This is a genomic window from Epilithonimonas hominis (genome assembly GCF_003730015.1).
Taxonomy (GTDB): Bacteria; Bacteroidota; Bacteroidia; order Flavobacteriales; family Weeksellaceae; genus Epilithonimonas; species Epilithonimonas hominis.
In genome coordinates this window covers 21,314-41,236 of record NZ_RJTU01000008.1, presented here as the reverse complement: position 1 = coordinate 41,236, position 19,923 = coordinate 21,314, and the positions used below count along the sequence as shown (strand labels likewise).

Here is a 19,923-nt window from a genome sequence, read left to right as displayed (position 1 = left end):
ATTATTTTATATATATTCTTTTAATTATTCTTTTTTCATCATTTACTACTTCATCTCTTCCATGAAGTGTAGACCAATTGTCAAAAATTAAAATTTTTGGATTATTCCAAATAATTCTTGTTACTTCAATAAGTTGAATTTTTTCTTTTATAATTTCTTCAGAAATTTTTGCACTATTGTTTAATGGTCTCATACAGTTACTGTCAAAACGGAAACATTTAATATTACAAATAATACTTAATATACTAGTGTAAAAATTACTATTCTGAGTTTTTACTAAAAAAATTGAATTTTTAAATTCACTTAGCTCTTTTATAGATAATAAATTAATTAACTCTTCAGATTTAATTATAGTAGTTGCTGTAGAAGAATAATTTTCGCAACTTAATAAAACGTATCTTGATGGGATTTCCCAAAATGCAGTATCGGTATGTAGTGGGAATTCTTTATATTCAAAATTATAGCTTAGTGTATTTTTTAATGCTTCAGTCTTTTTTTTTGGTCTGATGTAATCTATTATACTGCCATTAGGATGGTTAATAATTGTCCCAAATTCTTTGGCTATATTAATTAAGTCTTCATCATAATTTGAATAATCAATTTCAATCCATCCATTTTTTTGTAATTGTTTCATGTTCATCAGACTAAATTATTAATATCAAATATATAAAAACTTGAATTTGTTTAATCACGTACTTCTACTGAAAAAAAACCAAAACCTTCCAAAACCCCAAAACCCTCGTTTTCTAACCTACACAACTTTGACGGAAGTCACAAAACCCTCGTTTTGTAACAAAATGACTTTTACTTTGGTTTCCAAACGAGGGTTTTGTAACCAAATGACTTTGACGGAGCTTTCCCACGGTCTGCGGGAAACAAAATAACTTTTACAAAGGTTTCCCGACTATAGTTTTGTAAGTAAATGATATTTTTTATACATTTATTTCGCTAAAAAATAAAATTATTAACAACAAAAACATTAAATGTATGAAAATTACACTATCAAAATTGAGTACAAAAGATTTAGCTACACTTGCTAAGAGAATCATCAATCTGTCAGATTCCGGAACATATCCGGTCATTACAGATCATCCGCTGGTTACAGAAACTAAAACAAAGTATGCAGACTATGATATCGTCTATGCCAAGCAGATCTACAGCGGGAAAGGCGATAATGTGGCAGACGCCGACAAAGAACGGGACATTTCGTTTTCCAATCTGAAAGGATTTCTCAATGGTTACCGAAAACTGTCTTCTGTGGCCAATCACCAGTCTGCCGAAGAACTGTATCAGATTTTTAAACTCTTTGGGCTGGAGCTTTACAAACTGAGTTACTCATCAGAAACCGCCCAGATGAAAAAGCTGATCGAAGAGCTGGAAAAACCGGAGAATATGGCGAAGATCGACGCACTCTCGCTGACTGCCGCTTTCACGGATATGAAGACAAAACAGGCTGTATTCGAGGCATTGTTTGCGGAGCAGGCTGCTGCGAATGCGGATCTCCGGACAATGAGATCGGCTTCCGCCATCCGGAAAGATCTGGAAAAATCCCTGAAAGCCCTGCTTGGCCTCATCACCGCAATGAAAGATGTAGCCGACTGGAAGCTCCTATACGCCGATGTTAATGAGCTGGTAAAAGCCGCAAAGAATTCTAACCTGCCTGAGCCTAAAAATAATCCTCCTCAGTAAAGATTAGTGACAATCTCAAAAATATGAAAAGCTGCTAGTGAGCAGGTTTGTTTTTATTATAATCCAGATTATTTTAACAAATCAAAAGCAACCGGTATTCGCCATCATTTTCGACTGGTGCACGATGGACACACGGTTGCACTTTCTGTTCCGGATGATCTACAGACAAACGCCAGAGATTTCCCAAACCGAGATTGATGGGATGCGCGTTGGTTTTCGGCTGGTAATGTAAATCAAAATAATACGCTTTCAAAAAAGCATCAAAATCTTCTTCTTTGCCATCGTACAGTTCTTTTAGTTTTTCACGGATTTCAGGAATCAGAATTTTTTGGATTGCCTGATCATTGGGTAATATGTCACTTGCTGCACCAAAATAAGTGCAGAGAAATGTGCTGGTAGCGATAGGTGAGCGGTCTACATGATAAGAATAGACGTCGGTTGAGATGAAATCTAACTCATCATCACGCTCATAATTTTTAATCAAATTAAGGGATGGCGATGCTCCAAAATCAGCTAATAATCGCAAATCATTTATGATAATTTCTCTTGCAAGCTCACCATGGTCTGTGAGTGTCAGATTTTCTAAATCTTCAACAGAAACTTCTGTGATGTTGTTTTTCAGTTCAAGTTTGGAAACAATTTCACCAAAATCTCCAGCCAAATTTCTTTGCCAGCAGATAGCATTGTTGTCGCCTTGGAACTCCATATTTATTAGTTCCTTAAAAGAGGAAACTGTTTTGATTTGATGATGGTCAAAAATTGTCTGAGACATATTAATACGTTATAAAGCAGACGGATAATTATAAACTTAGAATAATCCCATTTTCCTTCAACTGCTGCATCGGTTTGGAAAACCAGAACAGTTCAAAGTCTTCAAAATCCTTTTCATAAAGATCTTTAAGCTGCTGAAGTGTCAGTTTTTTAGAATTTTCTATGCTGTATGAGCTGATAATCTCAAGAAGCCACTGTGCTTTTACCTGATCTAGTTCAATTTTCACAATATTGGTTTTTAAATGGAATGTGAGCTGCGTCAGTTTCCAGGAATTGCCTTTTTTGGTTTTGGTAATTTGATTGGTAAAAGCTATTTGTTTAGTAAAAATCACTTTTGAATTGGCTTTGAAACTGAATTCTTCTTCATCCACAAGACAATCATGAATATAATCGGGGTGAATGGTTGTTCTCGGGATTTTGAAATCAAACCACTCCTGCAATGGCAGATCGAAGTTGATACCATGCATATAGTTGAAAAGTGATTTCTTCAGTCCAAAAGCAAATTTTCCGTGGTCAATGCCGGTTTTATCAATAAAATCTACATCATTATTCGCAAACTGAATCTCCTGCAAAACAGGCGTCACGCCAAACTCCTGTGGATTTTGTCCCACTGGAGAATGCGCCGTCATTGCAAACTGATGCCAGAAGCCACTTTGCAAAACGCCCATCTCAAACAGTTGCCGAACCATCTCAAGAGAGTCCACCGTTTCCTGAACAGTCTGGGTCGGGTAGCCGTACATCAGATAAGCGTGAACCATAATTCCAGCCTCGGTAAAATGTCTTGTAACTTTGGCTACTTGTTCTACAGAAACTCCTTTGTCAATGAGTTTCAGAAGACGGTCGCTGGCAACTTCCAGTCCACCGGAAACGGCGATGCAGCCGGAAAGTTTCAGCAGGAAACATAGATCCCGGGTAAAGCTTTTTTCGAAACGGATATTCGTCCACCAGGTTACTACCAGATTTCTCCTTAGGATCTCAAGAGCGACTTCCCTCATCAGAGCCGGCGGCGCGGCTTCGTCCACAAAGTGAAAGCCGGTTTCTCCCGTCTGCTGAATCAATTCTTCCATTCTGTCCACCAGAATTTTGGCAGAAATCGGTTCATAGATTTTAATATAATCCAGCGAAATATCACAGAAAGTACATTTGCCCCAATAGCAACCGTGTGCCATTGTGAGCTTGTTCCAGCGCCCATCACTCCATAGGCTGTGCATTGGGTTGGCCACTTCTATCACCGAAATATACTGATCAAGTTTTAAGTCGGAATAATCTGGTGTCCCGATTTCCGATTGTTTATAATCGTGCCTTTTAGAATTGTTTTTATAAGTTACGTTGCCATTTTCGAGCAGGAAAGTTCTTTTAAATTCTGCGTCATCATTAGCTTGTTTTTGGAGGCTACGGGTTATAACTAATTCCAAAGGTAATTCGCCATCATCCAGAGTAATAAAGTCAAAGAATTCAAAAACCCGGGCATCTTTTAAATCCCGAAGTTCCGTGTTTGGGAAGCCTCCGCCCATCGCTGTTTCTACGTGTGGATAATGTTTTTTTATAAACTTTGCGCACCGGAAAGCAGAGTATAAATTACCTGGAAAAGGCACCGAAAAGCAAACTAGTTTTGGCTGGACACTATCTAATTTTTCTTTTAGAATTTTTAAGGTGATATGATCGGTAAATGTTTCCTCGGCATTGATTTTAGAATACAATTCATCAAAGGAATTGGCACTTTTTCCCAGCCGCTCTGCATATCTGCTGAAACCAAAGTCGGCATCAATATTTTCCACGATATAATCAGAAAGGTCTTCCAGATAAAGCGTTGCAAGATGCTTGGCCTTGTCCTGCATTCCCATATTCCCGAAAGCAAATTCCAAATCATCCAATTGATTGAATCGTGACGCTTCTGGTAGAAAGTTCATAGAACAGATCTGCCTGGCCAATGTTGGGTTTTGATTCTGAAGAAACATTATCACCTGATCTACTGTAAAGATATATTCTTCTCTCAGCGCCCATATTCTAGCAGAATTTTCCGATAAACACTGTTGATCGATGTTTGCATTAAAGACCTTTCGAAGTCCATCAGAAGAAAATAGTTGCAGAATCACCTCAATTCCGAGATCCATCTGGAAGCTGGAAAACTGTTTAGTATTCAGAAAACCTTTGATGTAAGCTGTTGCCGGATATGGTGTATTGAGCTGGGTAAACGGCGGCGTTATGAGCAGGAGATCTTTCAAAAATGATATTTTGCGCAAAGTTACGTTTTTACTACTTTTCCGCTCAAGCAATTATTTTTTTTGAAAAAAAAATAATAATTATCAACTTTAGAATGATTTTTGATTAGTGAGATTTTCTTGTAATCGAAAGAAATGTGTTTTCTACATATTATTCTGTTTGATTATAACTCAAAAATATAGTTTATCGAAAAATTGTAAGTATTTTTGATCGTTTAAGAATCTTAAAATTATAAAAACAGTACAGTCTAAAAATCTATGGTTTTAATTGTCGATGATAACCAGAACAATATCTATTCTTTAAAGAAATTATTAGAGTCTAATAATTTTCAGGTTGATACTGCAGATTCCGGTGAGAAAGCGTTGGTAAAAGCGCTTAAAAATACCTATTCGCTAATTATTCTTGATGTCCAGATGCCAGATATGGATGGCTTCGAAGTTGCGGAAACTCTTTCTGGCTATAGCAAAACAAAGGATATTCCTATTGTTTTTTTATCCGCTGTAAATACCGAAAAAAGATTCATAACCAAAGGTTATAAATCAGGTGGTATAGATTATGTCACCAAACCGATTGATCCTGATATTCTGCTGCTGAAAGTAAAAACTTTTTATAACCTTCAGGAAAATAACCTTGCACTCAAAAAGAACCAGCAAAATCTGGAAATGGAAGTGAAAGGGAGACGTGAATCTCAGGCTACGATGAAATCTCAGATTGATCATTTTCATCTAATGCTTCAGGCATTGCCTCAAATTGCTTTTACTCTAAATGAAAATGCAGAAGTTGATTTCGTCAATTGTAAGTGGTATGAGTATTCCGAATCCACACAGCAGTTCCCGGAAACACATCCTGAAGATAAGAATATCAGAACAGAATTCGAAGAATGTAGAAAAAGAGGAAAAGCTCTCGAACTTGAAATCAGAATAAAAAATATCGATACAAACGTTTACCGATATCACCTGCTGAGGATATCACCTGTTTTTGAAGGAGATTCTGTAAAAAACTGGGTCGGAACTTTTACGGATATTGATGATCAGAAAAGGATAGAGCAGGAAAAAGATGATTTTCTAAGTATTGCCAGCCACGAGCTGAAAACGCCGCTTACAAGCATTAAAGCATATACACAGCTGCTGGAAAGGAAACTAAAGCAAAATGAGGAAAACTCCGAATTGGTTTATGTGAAAAAAACGCTGGAACAGATTGAAAAGCTTAACAGTCTTATAACCGATTTGCTCGATGTCTCGAAAATTGAAAACGGAAAACTGAAAATCAATAAAAAACCTGAAAATTTGGAATTGGTAATTCAGAATGCCATAGAAACTATTCTTCATACCAACAGCACAGATGTTAAGATCGAAAGACACGGTATGCAGCCGGACTTTGTCATACCTTTTGATAAAATCAGGATAGAGCAGGTTCTAATTAATTTTTTAAGTAATGCGATCAAGTATTCTCCAAAAAATAATCAGATCATTGTAACCACCTTCTGGGATGAAAAGGAAGTTCGGATAAGTGTAACGGATTTTGGAATAGGAATTCCGGATTTTAAGCAGGAATATGTCTTCCATAAGTTTTACCGTGTGGAAGAATCTTCTTTGCAATTTCAAGGAATGGGAATAGGTCTTTATATCTGTTCGGAAATCATCAAGCAGCATCACGGAACCATAGGTGTATCCAGTGAGATAGGAGAAGGTTCTACATTTTATTTTACATTGCCAATAAACTAATTTTTTATGCCAAAGAAAATTATAAGAAATCTACAAGTAGGCGTCGGTTTTTCACTCGTCATACTTATTGCCAGCTCCATAGCTTCCTATCTCAGTATTCAGAATCAGATGGAAAACCGGGAAAAACTCACGGCAAGCCGTAGATCGATAACAGCTGCGAAGGATATTTTAGTAGCACTTCTAGATATCGAAACGGGGAACAGAGGTTATCAGTTAACAGGTAGAGTTAGCTTCTTGGAACCATTCAATAAAGGTTTAGAAGAACTTCCTAAGTCTATTAATAGATTAAAAGCTCTAAATACTGATAATAACAATCAGCGCGAAGTTCTGGATAAGTTGGAAAACAATGTAAAATATAATATTGATAATATCAAAATTTTTGTTGAAAACAGAAGAAAGGGCATAATTATGACGCAACAACAGTTCATGATGAGTAAATCATATATGGACCGTTGCAGAATGTTAGTCAATGATTTTGTACGAAATGAAGAAAAAAACCTTGAAATCAAAAACAAAGATCTCACAAAATCTTCTAACACCACTGTTTTATTCATCATACTTTCGGCAATTGCAGCTATTATTGTTACGGCTTTCTTTTACAGAAAAATGAGAGCTGACCTCATCAGAAGAGATAAGCTGGAAAAAGAACTGAAAGCTAAAGATTTAGAGATTACAAGACGTGTGAATGCCATCAAGCAAATAGCGAATAAAGTAGCCAGTGGAGATTACAGTCAGAAAGCGACAGACAATTCTCAGGACGACTTAGGTGATCTGGTGGAATCGCTTAATCATATGACAGATTCTCTTAAAAAATCTTTTGACAAAATCAATGATAGTGAATGGCGACAGACTGGACTTGTTTTGCTCAATGAATCACTGGTAGGTAACAAGTCTTTAAAGGATGTGAGCAATGAGTCGCTGAAACATTTCATAGAGTATACAAACTGCATCAACGGAGCATTATATTTAAATGATGATGGAAGACTCAAACTGAAAGCAGCTTACGGGCTGGAAGACAGAATGAAAAAAATCTTTGACTCCGGTGAAGGAATGGTGGGACAGGTTTTTCTGGAGAAAAAAATTAAAGTTTTTAATAATATTAATGATTCTGATTTTGCAGTTTCTTTTGCAAGCAGCAAGGTTCAGGTAAACAGTATTTTGTTACTTCCTATCGTATCCGGCGAGCATAATTTTGGTGTTATTGAACTGAGCTCTACTGAGAATTTCAGTGATCAAAAATTAGAATACTTTGCTGAAGGTAGCAGAAATATTGCTGTCGCAATTGGTGCAGCAAAAGGTAGAGAACAAGAACAACGATTACTAGAAGAAACTCAGACTCAGTCAGAGGAATTGATGGTCCAGCATTCCGAACTCGAAAATCTGAATACGGAACTGGAAGCACAGACTCAAAAATTGCAGGCTTCTGAGGAAGAATTAAAAGTACAGCAGGAAGAGCTTATGCAGACCAATGCAGAGCTGGAAGAGCGATCCAAGTTACTGGAAGAAAAAAATATGCTGATAGCAGAAAGAAATGCCGAGATACAGCGTAAGGTAGAAGAGCTGGCGCTCAGCACCAAATATAAATCGGAGTTTCTGGCGAATATGTCACACGAACTCCGAACCCCGCTCAATTCTATTTTACTACTTTCTAGGCTAATGGCGGAAAATCCTGATGAAAATCTGAATGAAGATCAAGTGGAGTCTGCAAAAGTAATCCAAAGTTCTGGAACAAGTCTCCTTACTTTGATTGATGAAATTCTGGATCTGGCGAAAATCGAATCAGGTAAAATGACACTTGAGCACCAGACCATTATGCTGAATGATGTGGTAAAAGATTTGAAAAATCTTTTTGATCCTATTCTTAAGCAAAAATCTTTACAATTTAATATCATTATCGATGAAGATGTAAACAAGAGTATTGAGACAGATCGTCTGCGCCTGGATCAGGTATTGAGAAACCTGCTTTCTAATGCAGCAAAATTCACATCAAAAGGCAGCATTACCCTTCATATAAAAAATGACCCAAAACAAAAGGATTTCGTCATATTTTCTGTGAAAGATACCGGAATTGGTATCCCAGCAGACAAACAAAAAGTAATATTCGAGGCGTTCCAACAGGCAGATGGATCTACCAGAAGAAAATTCGGAGGAACAGGTCTCGGACTTTCTATTAGCAGGGAAATTGCAAGATTACTCGGCGGTGAACTGACATTAACAAGTAAAGAAAATGAAGGGAGTGATTTTAGTCTGATAATTCCTGTGATCAAAAAAGATGATATTGAGATTACAGAAACAGATCAGAATATAGTAGAAACGATCAAAGATGATGCAGAGATTATACAGAATATTCTCTCTGATAATATTATATCTTCAAAATCACTGAAAATCCCAGATGATGTAGATGATGACAGAGAAGCAATCAAAGAAGGCGATAAGGTCATACTGATTGTAGAAGACGATACCAATTTTGCAAAAGCATTGCTAAAATATTCCAGGCTTCAGGATTATAAAGGAGTCGTGGTTGTAAGAGGAGATCTTGCGTTGTCTGCTGCTATGCAATACCATCCTTCAGCAATACTTCTTGACATACAGTTACCTGTAAAAGATGGTTGGCAGGTGATGGATGAGCTGAAATCTACTACAGCTACCAGACATATTCCTGTTCATATGATGTCTTCGTTAAAAGCTAAACAAGAGAGCTTAATGAAAGGAGCGGTTGATTTTATTAATAAGCCTGTTGCGATGGAAGAAATGAATAAGGTATTCAGAAAGATTGAAGAAACCATTAGGAAATCTTCTCAGAAAGTTCTGATTGTGGAGGAAAATGCGAGGCATGCATCTGCATTGTCTTACTTCCTTAGCAGTTACGATATCGGACTTTCTGTGGAGAATAATGTCGAAGACAGCGTAAAAGCATTGTATTCAGATAAAGTAGATTGTGTCATTCTAGATATCGCAGCATTCCGTGGAAAAGAGTATGAGATCGTAGAATCCATCAAAAGTAATGAAGGTTTAGAAAACTTACCCATTATTATTTTCACAGAACATAGTTTATCCACATCAGAAGAATTAAAAATAAAACAATATGCAGATTCTATTGTTGTGAAAACAGCACATTCTTATCAGAGAATTCTGGATGAAGTGGGACTATTTCTCCACTTGGTCGCAGAAAAAAATAATACCGAGGAAACCAAAAGTAAAACTTTAGGATCCCTAACAGAGGTGTTAAGTGGTAAGAAAGTTCTTATAACTGATGATGATGCACGCAACATCTTTTCACTCACCAAAGCCCTGGAAAAATATAAGGTCGAAGTCATCTTGGCAATGGATGGTAAACAGGCATTGGAGCAGATCGATAAAAATCCTGATATTGATGTGGTTCTTATGGATATGATGATGCCGGAAATGGATGGTTATGAGACCATCAGAGAAATAAGAAAAATGCCAAAATATAAAAGACTTCCGATTATTGCTGTTACTGCAAAATCGATGATAGGAGATAGGGATAAATGCATCACTGCAGGCGCTTCAGATTATATTTCAAAGCCTGTGGATATAGATCAGTTGCTATCATTATTACGAGTCTGGCTATACGAAAGTTAATATGAAGAAAAAAATACTGATCGTAGATGACGATCCCAGAAATATATTTGCTCTAAAGCTAACATTAAAATCAAAAGGTTATGATGTTAGAAGTTCCTTGTCTGGAGACGAAGCCATTACAATGTTAAAGGATGAACCGGATATAAAAGTCATATTAATGGATATGATGATGCCTGATATGGATGGCTATCAAACAATGAAAAACATCCGGAAAACAGAACCAATCAATAATAGCATAATTATTGCCGTAACTGCGCAAGCCATGCCGGAAGACCGTGAAAAATGTTTGGAAGCAGGAGCAGATGATTATGTTACAAAACCAATTGATGTTGATACTCTTTTAAATACCATTGAAAAATTATCATAATGATAGAACCCGGAATTGTAAAAGATGAAGAGTTAGAATATCTGATAAAAGATGTTTATGATTTGTATGGCTATGACTTTTCGCTATACAGTCGGGCATCTTTCAAAAGGCGTGTTAATAGAATTTGCCTGATAGATAAGTTTACGAGCTTTGCAGAACTGAGATATACACTTATTAACGAACCAAATTATCTGAAGCGCTTTATAGAAGAAGTAACAGTCAATGTGACAGAGATGTTCAGAGATCCATATTTCTTTAAAGAACTAAGAGAAAATATACTTCCGCAACTAGGAACCTATCCACTTATAAGAATATGGATTGCTGGATGTTCTACTGGCGAAGAAGCGTATTCTGTGGCAATACTTCTGAAAGAGGCCGGGCTATATCATAAATCTTTAATTTATGCGACAGACATTAATCCTTCGGTTTTAGAAACTGCGCGGGCTGGTGTCTTCCCGATCAGTCAGATGAAGACTTATTCCGAAAATTATATTTTATCTGGAGGCAAAAAAGACTTTTCGGATTATTATACGGCAAATTACGACAGCGCAAGATTTGACAGTAGTCTGAAAGAAAAAATGATTCTTTCTACCCATAATCTGGTGTCTGACAGCTCATTTAACAGCTTTCAGCTGATTGTCTGCAGGAATGTTCTGATCTATTTTGATAAGCCTTTGCAGGAACGGGTGTTCAAATTATTTGATGACAGTTTAGAAAATCTGGGATATCTTGCACTGGGATCGAAAGAAACTTTACGGTTTTCAAACCTAGGGAAGACCTACCAGCAGATCAATGATCAGAAAATCTGGAAAAAAACGACACAGAACTAAAGATGCAAAAGATACGGACAGAATTGGTGATTATCGGCGGATCTGCAGGCAGCCTGCAGGTGATACTCGATCTTGTTCGCGGTTTGGAAAGGAAGTTAGATTTTCCCATTGTCCTTGTCATCCATAGAAAAGCACAGTCTACAAGTATATTGCAGTCATTACTTCAGCAATTTACAGATAAGCAGGTAATTGAAATAGAAGATAAAACGGAAATAGAAAATGATAAAATATATATTGCCCCCGCAGATTATCATCTACTATTTGATTCGAAGACCAATCTTTCATTGGACAGGTCAGAAAAGCATCACTTTTCGAGACCTTCTATAGACATTTCGTTTGTATCGGCATCACAGGTGTACAAAGAAAATCTTTTAGCCATTTTATTATCCGGTGCCAATGCGGACGGCATATACGGATTGAAATATATAAAAAACAATAACGGAAAAATCTGGATTCAGGATCCTGAAACAGCTGAAGTAGATTATATGCCAAGACACGCCAAAGAGCAGGTTGACTATGATCTTCTTATTAATCCGGAAAAACTTTGCATTAATATTAATCAAATAAATATATAAGAATCAAATTAAGATTATGGATAAGAAAAAGATATTGATTTTTGATGATGATACTACTTTGCTGGAGCTCATCTCAATAATTTTCAAGGATGGCGGTTATGAGGTAGATATCTCCCAGACGTCTCACAACATTTTGGAAAAAGTTTCCGAGTTTCTTCCTGATATTATTCTGATGGACAATTGGATCCCGAATATTGGCGGAATTGAAGCTACCAAACTTCTTAAGAGCAATGAACAGTTTCGGAATATTCCCGTGATCTATGTAACTGCCAATAATGATATAGAATCTCTTGCAGAAAGTGCAAAAGCAGATGATTATGTTGCCAAGCCATTTGATCTGGAAGAACTTGAAAACAAAGTGGCAAAATATATCAAATAATAATGTAGCCTCATCAGGAATCGAACCTGGATCTAAAGTTTAGGAAACTTCTATTCTATCCGTTGAACTATGAGGCCTTGGAAACAGTTATCAAAAATAATTAATTTTCATAGGTCTCAAAAGTTCCGTCATCATAAAAAAATACAATTCTTCTGATTTTTTTTGGGTCGGAATCTTGTTTTTGTGGAAAATTCTCTAATGGCTGAGAATCGTTTATTTTATTTCTTTCTGATGTTTGTACGCTAATATCGGATTCTCGCGTCACTGTTTTTGTAACATCATCTTCGGTTTCCGTATAGCCGAACTGCTCATCATTAATTAATGAGAAGAGATTAGGCAACGATTTTTTTACTGGCTTGTCATCTTCTTTAGAATTTTGATTGTCATCAATTTTAGCTTCTTCTTTACTAATCAACATTTCACCGGTTCCGGTAATCAGCCAATTCCATTCGATATCAGGAAATTTAGATTTTATTTTTGTTATAAAGTCGAGTGACGGTTTGTTTCTTCCTGAGATGATATGAGAGATACTTGAGCGTTGCACTCCAATCTCTTCAGCAAATTCAGCTGGAGACAGTTCCGAAAACTCTATTACTTTTGTAATTCTATCATTAAATTCCATTTCACAAATGTAAAAATAATATTTTAAATTAAAGTTACAATTGTAATTGAGTGTGGTTTACTTCTGTAAACATCTTGTTAGTAACATACATTACTCTATAAGTCATTGTTTTACAGGTATTAATCATGTTTACTGTGGAAAACTGTATGGGAATTTACACTTATCAACAAGTAAAATATTAATACCTGTGGAAAACGGGCATTTGGGGATAAATCTAAAATTTGACCGCATAGGCTTATAAAAAAAGCTACTCAATGAGTAGCTGTATTACTATGTAAATGTGAAAGTAAAAGTTATTTTAATGGGCCTTCTTATGTTCTTTTCCAGGAAAGAGTAGGGAAGTTCCAATGCTGATGAGCAATATAGACATTATTACAATAAGGGATTCCGAGGTTCCAAAACCGATATCTTCCAAATAATGATGGAACACCATTTTAAGACCAATAAACGCTAATAAAGCAGCAAGACCTATCTTTAGAAATCGGAATTTATCAACAATTCCGGCGAGCAAAAAGAACATAGATCTTAGTCCTATAATGGCAAAGATATTAGAGAAGAACACAATATAAGGATCCTTAGTTATAGAAAAAATAGCTGGAATGCTATCTACTGCAAAGATAAGATCTGTAGCCTCTACTATGATGAGAACCAGAAATAATGGGGTCATTTTTTTTACACCGTCTATTATAACAAAGAACTTATTCCCTACAAACTGGTTATGAACCTTGAAGTGTTTCTGTGCAAACTTGACAATTGGATGATGTTGAGGATCAATTTCTTCATCCTTATTACGCTCTATAAGCATCTTTATGCCTGTATATATAAGGAATGCGCCAAATAGGTACATTATCCATTCAAACTTCTGAATAAGTGCAGCACCAATAAATATAAAGAGAAAACGCATCACAATGGCTCCAAAAATCCCCCAGAATAAGACTCTGTGGTAATTTCTCGGCGCCACACCAAATCCGCTAAAAACTAATAAGATCACAAATATGTTATCTACAGACAACGCATATTCTACAAGATAGCCTGTTAAAAATTCCAAGCCCAGGTTTTTGTCATATAATAATAAGGAATGTTCGAAATTCGATGGGTTTATCTTAATTGGATGTTTATGTTTAGCAACTATTTCCTGCAGCCTTTCCATATTATCTATATTATGAATCAGATGACCGTAATAGGTGAGTAGGATATAAAATCCCATAGAAAGAAGTACAATAAAAAAACTCATCAGTCCGGCTTGCTTTAGAGAAACAGGTCCGTCTTTTTTACTAAATAATCCCAAATCCAATAAGAGGATAATTACAATAAAAACCAGGAATCCGGTAAGAAACAAAATTTCGTTGCTCATTGTTTAAAATATTGACAAAAATAGCGATTTAATTGTTAATTAATGGGTTGCACATTTGTAAATATGAGGATCATTGCTACGTTTTTGTGTTTAACGCATTGATGAACAAATGGAAAACATACCGTAAAATTATACTTAAAGTAAAATTAAAATTTATATTTAGATAAATACTGTAAAGTACTGATTTTATACTGTCTATAAATTAAAAATAAAAATAATGCATTCCACAAAATAATCAACAGACAAAGTGACATTTGTCAATGTTTAATGATTTTACAAATGTAACAAGTGTAATTTCAGATTTAATCTTATTTTTGTTACAAATCAAAACAAGCAAAATGACCGTAAGTTTTCCCTATTTTAAAAATGTAAATTTCCCAGAACGCTATATTTCTCCTGAAAAATTATTTTCTTACCTACAGAGTAACTACAGCGATTATATAAAAGAAGTTGGTAAGTCCGGATTAGGGAAACCTATATATATGATGACTTTAGGAAAAGGCGCCACGAAAATTGCAGCTTGGTCTCAGATGCATGGGAACGAATCTACTGCAACTTTGGCAATGCTTGATCTTCTAGCTATTTTTGAAAAACATCCAGAACTTAAGGAAAAGTTATTTGAGCTTATACAGCTTGATTTTATTTTTATGCTGAATCCTGACGGTTCTGAACAATGGACCAGAAGAAACGCTTTTGATATTGATATTAACAGAGATTATTTGCGCAATTCCAGCGCCGAAATGAAAATTCTGAAATCCGTAGTACTTACTGGAGATTATGATTACTTACTGAATCTTCACGATCAGCGAACGATTTTTACTACAGACGGAAAGCATCCTGCAACGTTATCATTCCTGGCGCCTTCTGAAAGCCCTGAGAGAGCTATAACAGAAAACAGGAAAAAAAGTATGGCCGTCATCGCTGCCATTTATCTGCAGATGAAACAAATGCTGCCAAACAGAATTGCAAAATATACAGACGAATTTTATCCAACTTCAGCCGGAGATAATTTTATGAAAGCCGGAATTCCGTCTGTTCTGGTAGAAGGCGGTTTTTATGAAAATGATATAGACCGGAAAAAAACAAGAGAGTTTTACACGCAGGCCTTATATTTTGCTCTCAAAGCGATGTCCGTTTTGAAAGGTGAAACCTATAGCTACGAAACTTATTTGGATATTCCTCAGAACAAGGAAACGCATTTTGATCTAATCTACAGAGATGTAAGACTCAATACAGATTTTGAATGCATTCTTGATATTGCCGTGCAGTATAGAGAAATTCTGGATGCTGATGGCAAGCTGACATATCAGCCGTATGTAATTGAGGTCGGTGATGTTAATCATAAAAAAGGCTGGGAAGAGATCGACTGTAAAGGCAAGAAATTTATTTCCGATAAAAAGTTTCCAAAGCTGGACGCTTTAGTAGATTTTAAAATAGAATAAAATTATACTTAAAATAAGAAAGTAAATCAGCACATTATAAAGTGCTGATTTTTATTTGATTATTATACCCAATTTAACATAATGTAAATTATAGGACATTTTATAATGGGCATACTTGATGCTTAATTGCGCTAAGCTTCAAAATATAGCCTAATAACAAGTTGGTTTCTATTAACCTATTCAATTGCTATCACAGTTGCGAATTAGAATATTGTTTTTTAGTCGTTTATCTTATAAACTCGGACATAATCTATCAGAAACTTCTGAGGATAGATTGTGCTGTCCACACCTTCTTTTCCGCCCCAATTCCCGCCGACTGCCTGATTCAGAATCAGGTAAAAAGGCTGATCAAACGGCCAGGCATCGTATGTTTTTTCCGTATTGATATAGGTGAAATATTTTTTATCGTCGATGAACATTTCAATTTTTTCAGGCGTCCAATCTGCTCTGTAGACATGGAATATTTCAGTAGCGTCCTTCACGAGAACTGTGTCGGTTTTCTGTGTTCCGATAATATGGTTATACTTTTTTGTATGCACGGAAGCGTGAATAAATCCTTCATTATAGCCGACATGTTCCATGATGTCAATTTCACCATCATCCGGCCACTTTTTGATATTTTTACTAAGCATCCATATCGCCGGCCAAGTTCCTTTACCTTTAGGCAATTTTGCTCTCACCTCCACACTTCCGAACTGGAAAGGAAACGTCTCTTTGGTAATGAGTTTCGCAGATGTATATTGGTTATTTACCCATTGTTCCTGTCTGGCTTCAATGATAAGATTGCCATCTTCTACCCTTGCATTTTCCTTCCGGTCTTTGGTGTAAAACTGCAGTTCATTATTTCCGAATCCATCGCCACCAGTTTCAAAAGTCCATTTAGATTTATCAATCTGAGAAGTATTGAATTCATCCTGCCAGATCATCACTCTTTTACTTTTTAATCCATTGCAGGATATTAACATTGAAACACCAGCGCATACTAAAATTAAATTTTTCATTTACTAACTTATTTTAAAACACAAATGTTGCCACCGATTTTCCAGTTAGCGAAGTTGCTGCAGTTTTACTGTTATATTTAATGTTAAAATTTTCAGTATTATCACCTTCATTCAAAACAATAAGAGCAATTTTACCATCAGGTCTTGTAAATGCAACAGTACTCAAAGTCCCAGGTTGCGTAGATGCGATTCTTTGTGAGTTTTGAGGAACAAATTTAGATGCCTGTCCGATAATATAATAAGCCACATTTTTAGTAAAAGCTTCTCCGGAGGTAATTGTAATAGCACCTTTACACTCTGTACATCCGCCGGTTGTATGAGGATTGAAGGATGCATCATTGGCAAGATTCCATTCCAGGGCAACTTTACTCCAGTTTCTCATGGAGCCGATGATCACATTTTTCATATTTTAAAAATTCATTGGTTTAAATTTGTAATAAGTTGCTTGGTTACAATTTTTATAATTTTAGGAATTTCGCAGCTGCTCATTACGTTTTTTTACAGCAGCTCCAGATGGATTCTCACTATTCTGATACCTTTTACGGGTTTATTTCTCTCATCCTTATATCCTCTTTATAATTCTGAAGTTCTCAATAGAATTCCCACCAGCAAAACACACCTTTTTATTTCGGTAGTTGTGATATTTTCATCACTAGGGAGTTCTTTAGGATCTTTGTATATGGCAATGATGTTTCATGGAAAAATGAGCAATTTTTATCCTTTATACATTATTATGCCATTATTATTTATATTTGGACTCACATTTTTTCTTAATAAAACTATAATGACCTATGACCGAAAATAAAAAAATTAAGACCAATCTTAAAGAGCTAATTGACACAAAAGATTTTGTAGACCATGTTTCTGTAGACTGTGTTATTTTTGGTTTTCATAAAGACTCACTCAAAGTACTGTTGCTGAAGTATCACGACCTAGATCTTTGGTCAGTTCCTGGTGGTTTTATATTCAATGATGAGAATCTTAATGATGCAGCAGCCAGAACACTTTACGAAAGAACCCATCTTTCCGATGTTTTTCTGGAACAATTTTACACATTTGGTGATATCAAAAGAACTGAGAATAATGTGCATCAGAAATTGTTGGAAAATAAAAATATTGAAGTAGATAAAAGCCACTGGATTTATCAGCGTTTCATATCTGTAGGTTATTGCGCGCTAATAGATTATACACTTACCTATACTTTTCCAGATTCTTTTAATGAAGAGTGTCAGTGGTTTGATGTAGATGAGCTTCCGAATATGGCTTTTGACCATCAGGAGATGATAGAGAAAGGTTTGCTGTATCTCAGAAAAAATATTGATTATCAGGTGATGGGAAGCAATCTGCTACCGGATAAGTTTACTATGAAAGAATTGCAACATCTTTATGAAGCCATACTTGGTGAGCCTTTGAGAAGAAATAATTTTCAGAGAAAAATGCTGAGTCTCAATATTTTGGAAAGGTTGGAAAAACATTATACAGGCTCTGCTAACAAAGCGCCCTATCTCTATAAGTTTTTAGAAAATCCGGAAATCAAAAACAATGATTTTTCATAAAAAAAGCAACTCGGCTGAGTTGCTTTTGGTTATTTATGGGTAGAAATTTTACCTTGTGTTTTTCCCATCAACGATAATGCGTTCAGGTCTGTTGGCAAGTTCCCAAGCCGTAGTAAAAACAAGTTTTGTACGTTTTGTCAGTAACTCATAATCAATTTTATCCGGCGTGTCAGTCGGTTTATGATAATCCTCGTGGATGCCATCAAAGAAAAAAGCTACAGGTATATTGTGTTTTGCAAAATTATAATGGTCTGATCTGTAATACAATCTCTGAGGATCTTTTGGATCATCATATTTGTAGTTAAGCTCCAGTTTTACAGTTTTGTCATTGGCAGCTTCATTGATTTTTTTTAATTGTGTGCTTAGCATTTCGGAACCAATTACATAAACATATTGCTTGCCTCTGTTTTCCGGGTCATCGCGTCCAATCATATCAATGTTAAGATCAGCAACAGTATTGGCGAGAGGAAAAATAGGATGATCGGAATAATACTCTGAGCCAAATAATCCGTGTTCTTCACCTGTTACGTGCAGAAAAAGAATCGAGCGTTTTGGACCATAGCCTTTTCTTTTGGCTTCCTGAAAAGCTTCAGCAATTTCCATTACTGCTACAGTTCCGCTTCCGTCATCATCTGCTCCGTTATACACTTCACCTTTTTTCATCCCAACGTGGTCATAATGAGCAGAAACTACAATAATTTCATTTGATTTTTCAGAACCTTCTATAAACGCTAAAATATTTTCGGAATCAGGAAGGGTTTCACCGTATTTTTTCATGGATTCAGAAGGAACTTTTTGATAGTACGAGCCCAAAGCTGGTGGAAAACCGATGCCGTTTTTCTTGTACTGCTCTATCATGTATTCGCCTGCTTTTTTTTGTCCAGCGCTTCCGGTGTCTCTTCCCTCCATTTTGTCATCCGCAATCACATAAAGGTTTTCTTTCAGTTCTGCGGATGTGATGCTGTTGTATACATCTTTGAATCCTTTTCCGTCATAGGAGAAGTTTTTAGTCGGGGCACAGCTGTTCAGTACTGCAACGCCCAGCAAAAAGCTGTATAGTTTTATATTGTTCATAAAAGTTATTTAATAGTAAGAGTCGGATTTATAAAATGATTGTTACAACTATTTTAAATTTTCTCACCAAACGTAAGCAGTGTTCCGTCCGGATCAATCAGGGAAAATTCTTTCATATTCCAAGGTTTGGTTTCCAGCTTTCCGTTTGGATGAATTTTTATGTCTTTTGATTTTAAAAGATCATAATACTTATCAATATTACTTGATATTTTCAGATAAAGCATAAAATCGGATTTTTCCGGCATTAGTTCCTTAAATTCAAAAAAATGTAACTCCGAATTATTATATGTTGCAATCAGATAATGGTCAAATTCTGCAACGAATTCAAATCCCAGATCCGAATAATAATCTTTGGTTTTTTGCTTATCTTTAAAAGGCAACTTTGGAATTATCTGTGAAATCATAATAATTTTTCTTTTAGGCTAATTCATCGTTCCACTCTCTGATGGTTACTTTTGCAATCAGTCCTTCCTGTACAAAAGGATCACCATTGACGAAATCCTCGGCAGCCTGTTTATCGACAAAAATCGCCATTGCACCTTCCCCAGGATTGGCAAATGCGCCGGTTCCTAAAACTTTCCCAGATTTTAAAAATTCTGCTTCAAAGGCTTCGTGTCTTGGAAAAACGGCCATAAATTCTTCCATTGATTTTTCGGCGTTGTGTTCGTAAAAAACGACTGCTTTCATAATTTTTTTTAAAATTATTATCTGTA

19 protein-coding genes and 1 tRNA gene are annotated in these 19,923 nt (G+C 35.8%); 9 read left to right on the top strand and 11 right to left on the bottom strand.

Features of this window, described 5'->3' with window-relative positions:
- Position 1: 1 nt before the first annotated feature.
- Complete coding sequence (locus EGH73_RS00505; protein ID WP_123280195.1) at positions 2–640, bottom strand: Fe(II)-2OG oxygenase family protein; 639 nt, start codon at positions 638–640, stop codon at positions 2–4.
- 347 nt (positions 641–987) lie between these two features.
- Here EGH73_RS00505 and EGH73_RS00500 point away from each other — a divergent pair, with 347 nt between their 5' ends.
- Positions 988–1,689, top strand: a complete 702-nt coding sequence (locus EGH73_RS00500; RefSeq protein ID WP_123280194.1) for a DUF6261 family protein — start codon at positions 988–990, stop codon at positions 1,687–1,689.
- A 73-nt stretch (positions 1,690–1,762) separates the two neighbouring features.
- On the opposite strand, the gene EGH73_RS00495 is transcribed toward EGH73_RS00500, so the two are convergent.
- Positions 1,763–2,461 (bottom strand): DUF1826 domain-containing protein, encoded by a 699-nt coding sequence (locus tag EGH73_RS00495; protein ID WP_123280193.1) that lies wholly within the window; start codon positions 2,459–2,461, stop codon positions 1,763–1,765.
- Between the two features lie 28 nt (positions 2,462–2,489).
- Positions 2,490–4,685, bottom strand: a complete 2,196-nt coding sequence (locus EGH73_RS00490; RefSeq protein WP_123280192.1) for a B12-binding domain-containing radical SAM protein — start codon at positions 4,683–4,685, stop codon at positions 2,490–2,492.
- 255 nt (positions 4,686–4,940) lie between these two features.
- Here EGH73_RS00490 and EGH73_RS00485 point away from each other — a divergent pair, with 255 nt between their 5' ends.
- Genes EGH73_RS00485 through EGH73_RS00460 form a run of 6 tightly spaced genes read left to right on the top strand, consistent with a single transcriptional unit; the run spans position 4,941 to position 12,161 of the window.
- On the top strand, positions 4,941–6,407 hold the full coding sequence (locus tag EGH73_RS00485) for a hybrid sensor histidine kinase/response regulator (RefSeq protein WP_123280191.1): 1,467 nt from the start codon (positions 4,941–4,943) through the stop codon (positions 6,405–6,407).
- A 6-nt stretch (positions 6,408–6,413) separates the two neighbouring features.
- Positions 6,414–10,010 carry a response regulator gene (locus tag EGH73_RS00480; protein ID WP_123280190.1) on the top strand — a complete coding sequence of 1,199 codons (3,597 nt, stop codon included), beginning with the start codon at positions 6,414–6,416 and terminating at the stop codon, positions 10,008–10,010.
- A gap of 1 nt (position 10,011) precedes the next feature.
- A complete protein-coding gene (locus EGH73_RS00475) occupies positions 10,012–10,377 on the top strand; it encodes a response regulator (RefSeq protein WP_089769508.1) in 366 nt (121 codons plus the stop codon).
- Positions 10,377–11,207, top strand: a complete 831-nt coding sequence (locus EGH73_RS00470; RefSeq protein ID WP_123280189.1) for a CheR family methyltransferase — start codon at positions 10,377–10,379, stop codon at positions 11,205–11,207. The genes EGH73_RS00475 and EGH73_RS00470 overlap by 1 nt, the downstream gene beginning before the upstream one ends.
- Positions 11,208–11,209: 2 nt before the next feature.
- On the top strand, positions 11,210–11,782 hold the full coding sequence (locus EGH73_RS00465) for a chemotaxis protein CheB (RefSeq protein ID WP_123280188.1): 573 nt from the start codon (positions 11,210–11,212) through the stop codon (positions 11,780–11,782).
- A gap of 16 nt (positions 11,783–11,798) precedes the next feature.
- Entirely contained in the window at positions 11,799–12,161 is a 363-nt protein-coding gene (locus tag EGH73_RS00460) for a response regulator (RefSeq protein ID WP_123280187.1), read from the top strand.
- A 5-nt stretch (positions 12,162–12,166) separates the two neighbouring features.
- Here EGH73_RS00460 and EGH73_RS00455 read toward each other — a convergent pair.
- From EGH73_RS00455 to EGH73_RS00445, 3 genes are all read right to left on the bottom strand, one after another.
- Positions 12,167–12,238, bottom strand: a tRNA-Arg gene (locus tag EGH73_RS00455).
- 23 nt (positions 12,239–12,261) lie between these two features.
- The gene (locus EGH73_RS00450; protein WP_123280186.1) at positions 12,262–12,783 is read right to left on the bottom strand and encodes a helix-turn-helix domain-containing protein; all 522 of its coding nucleotides are present in this window, start codon (positions 12,781–12,783) and stop codon (positions 12,262–12,264) included.
- A gap of 298 nt (positions 12,784–13,081) precedes the next feature.
- Complete coding sequence (locus tag EGH73_RS00445; protein ID WP_123280185.1) at positions 13,082–14,137, bottom strand: TerC/Alx family metal homeostasis membrane protein; 1,056 nt, start codon at positions 14,135–14,137, stop codon at positions 13,082–13,084.
- Positions 14,138–14,475: 338 nt separating this feature from the next.
- Between EGH73_RS00445 and EGH73_RS00440 the strand changes: the two genes are divergently transcribed.
- A complete protein-coding gene (locus EGH73_RS00440) occupies positions 14,476–15,579 on the top strand; it encodes a M14 family zinc carboxypeptidase (protein ID WP_123280250.1) in 1,104 nt (367 codons plus the stop codon).
- A 218-nt stretch (positions 15,580–15,797) separates the two neighbouring features.
- Here the strand turns inward: EGH73_RS00440 and EGH73_RS00435 are convergent, their stop codons facing one another.
- Both EGH73_RS00435 and EGH73_RS00430 read right to left on the bottom strand, forming a co-directional pair.
- Entirely contained in the window at positions 15,798–16,580 is a 783-nt protein-coding gene (locus EGH73_RS00435) for a glycoside hydrolase family 16 protein (RefSeq protein ID WP_123280184.1), read from the bottom strand.
- A gap of 13 nt (positions 16,581–16,593) precedes the next feature.
- Positions 16,594–16,986, bottom strand: a complete 393-nt coding sequence (locus EGH73_RS00430) for a glycoside hydrolase family 30 beta sandwich domain-containing protein (protein ID WP_123280183.1) — start codon at positions 16,984–16,986, stop codon at positions 16,594–16,596.
- A gap of 385 nt (positions 16,987–17,371) precedes the next feature.
- Here EGH73_RS00430 and EGH73_RS00425 point away from each other — a divergent pair, with 385 nt between their 5' ends.
- Positions 17,372–18,136 carry an NUDIX hydrolase gene (locus EGH73_RS00425; protein WP_123280182.1) on the top strand — a complete coding sequence of 255 codons (765 nt, stop codon included), beginning with the start codon at positions 17,372–17,374 and terminating at the stop codon, positions 18,134–18,136.
- Between the two features lie 48 nt (positions 18,137–18,184).
- On the opposite strand, the gene EGH73_RS00420 is transcribed toward EGH73_RS00425, so the two are convergent.
- From EGH73_RS00420 to EGH73_RS00410, 3 genes are read right to left on the bottom strand one after another with little or no spacing between them, the layout of a single operon-like run.
- On the bottom strand, positions 18,185–19,210 hold the full coding sequence (locus tag EGH73_RS00420; protein ID WP_123280181.1) for a M28 family metallopeptidase: 1,026 nt from the start codon (positions 19,208–19,210) through the stop codon (positions 18,185–18,187).
- Between the two features lie 53 nt (positions 19,211–19,263).
- A complete protein-coding gene (locus EGH73_RS00415) occupies positions 19,264–19,614 on the bottom strand; it encodes a bleomycin resistance protein (protein WP_123280180.1) in 351 nt (116 codons plus the stop codon).
- A 13-nt stretch (positions 19,615–19,627) separates the two neighbouring features.
- Positions 19,628–19,897, bottom strand: coding sequence for a YciI family protein (locus EGH73_RS00410; protein WP_123280179.1), 270 nt, complete (start codon positions 19,895–19,897; stop codon positions 19,628–19,630).
- Positions 19,898–19,923: the final 26 nt, after the last annotated feature.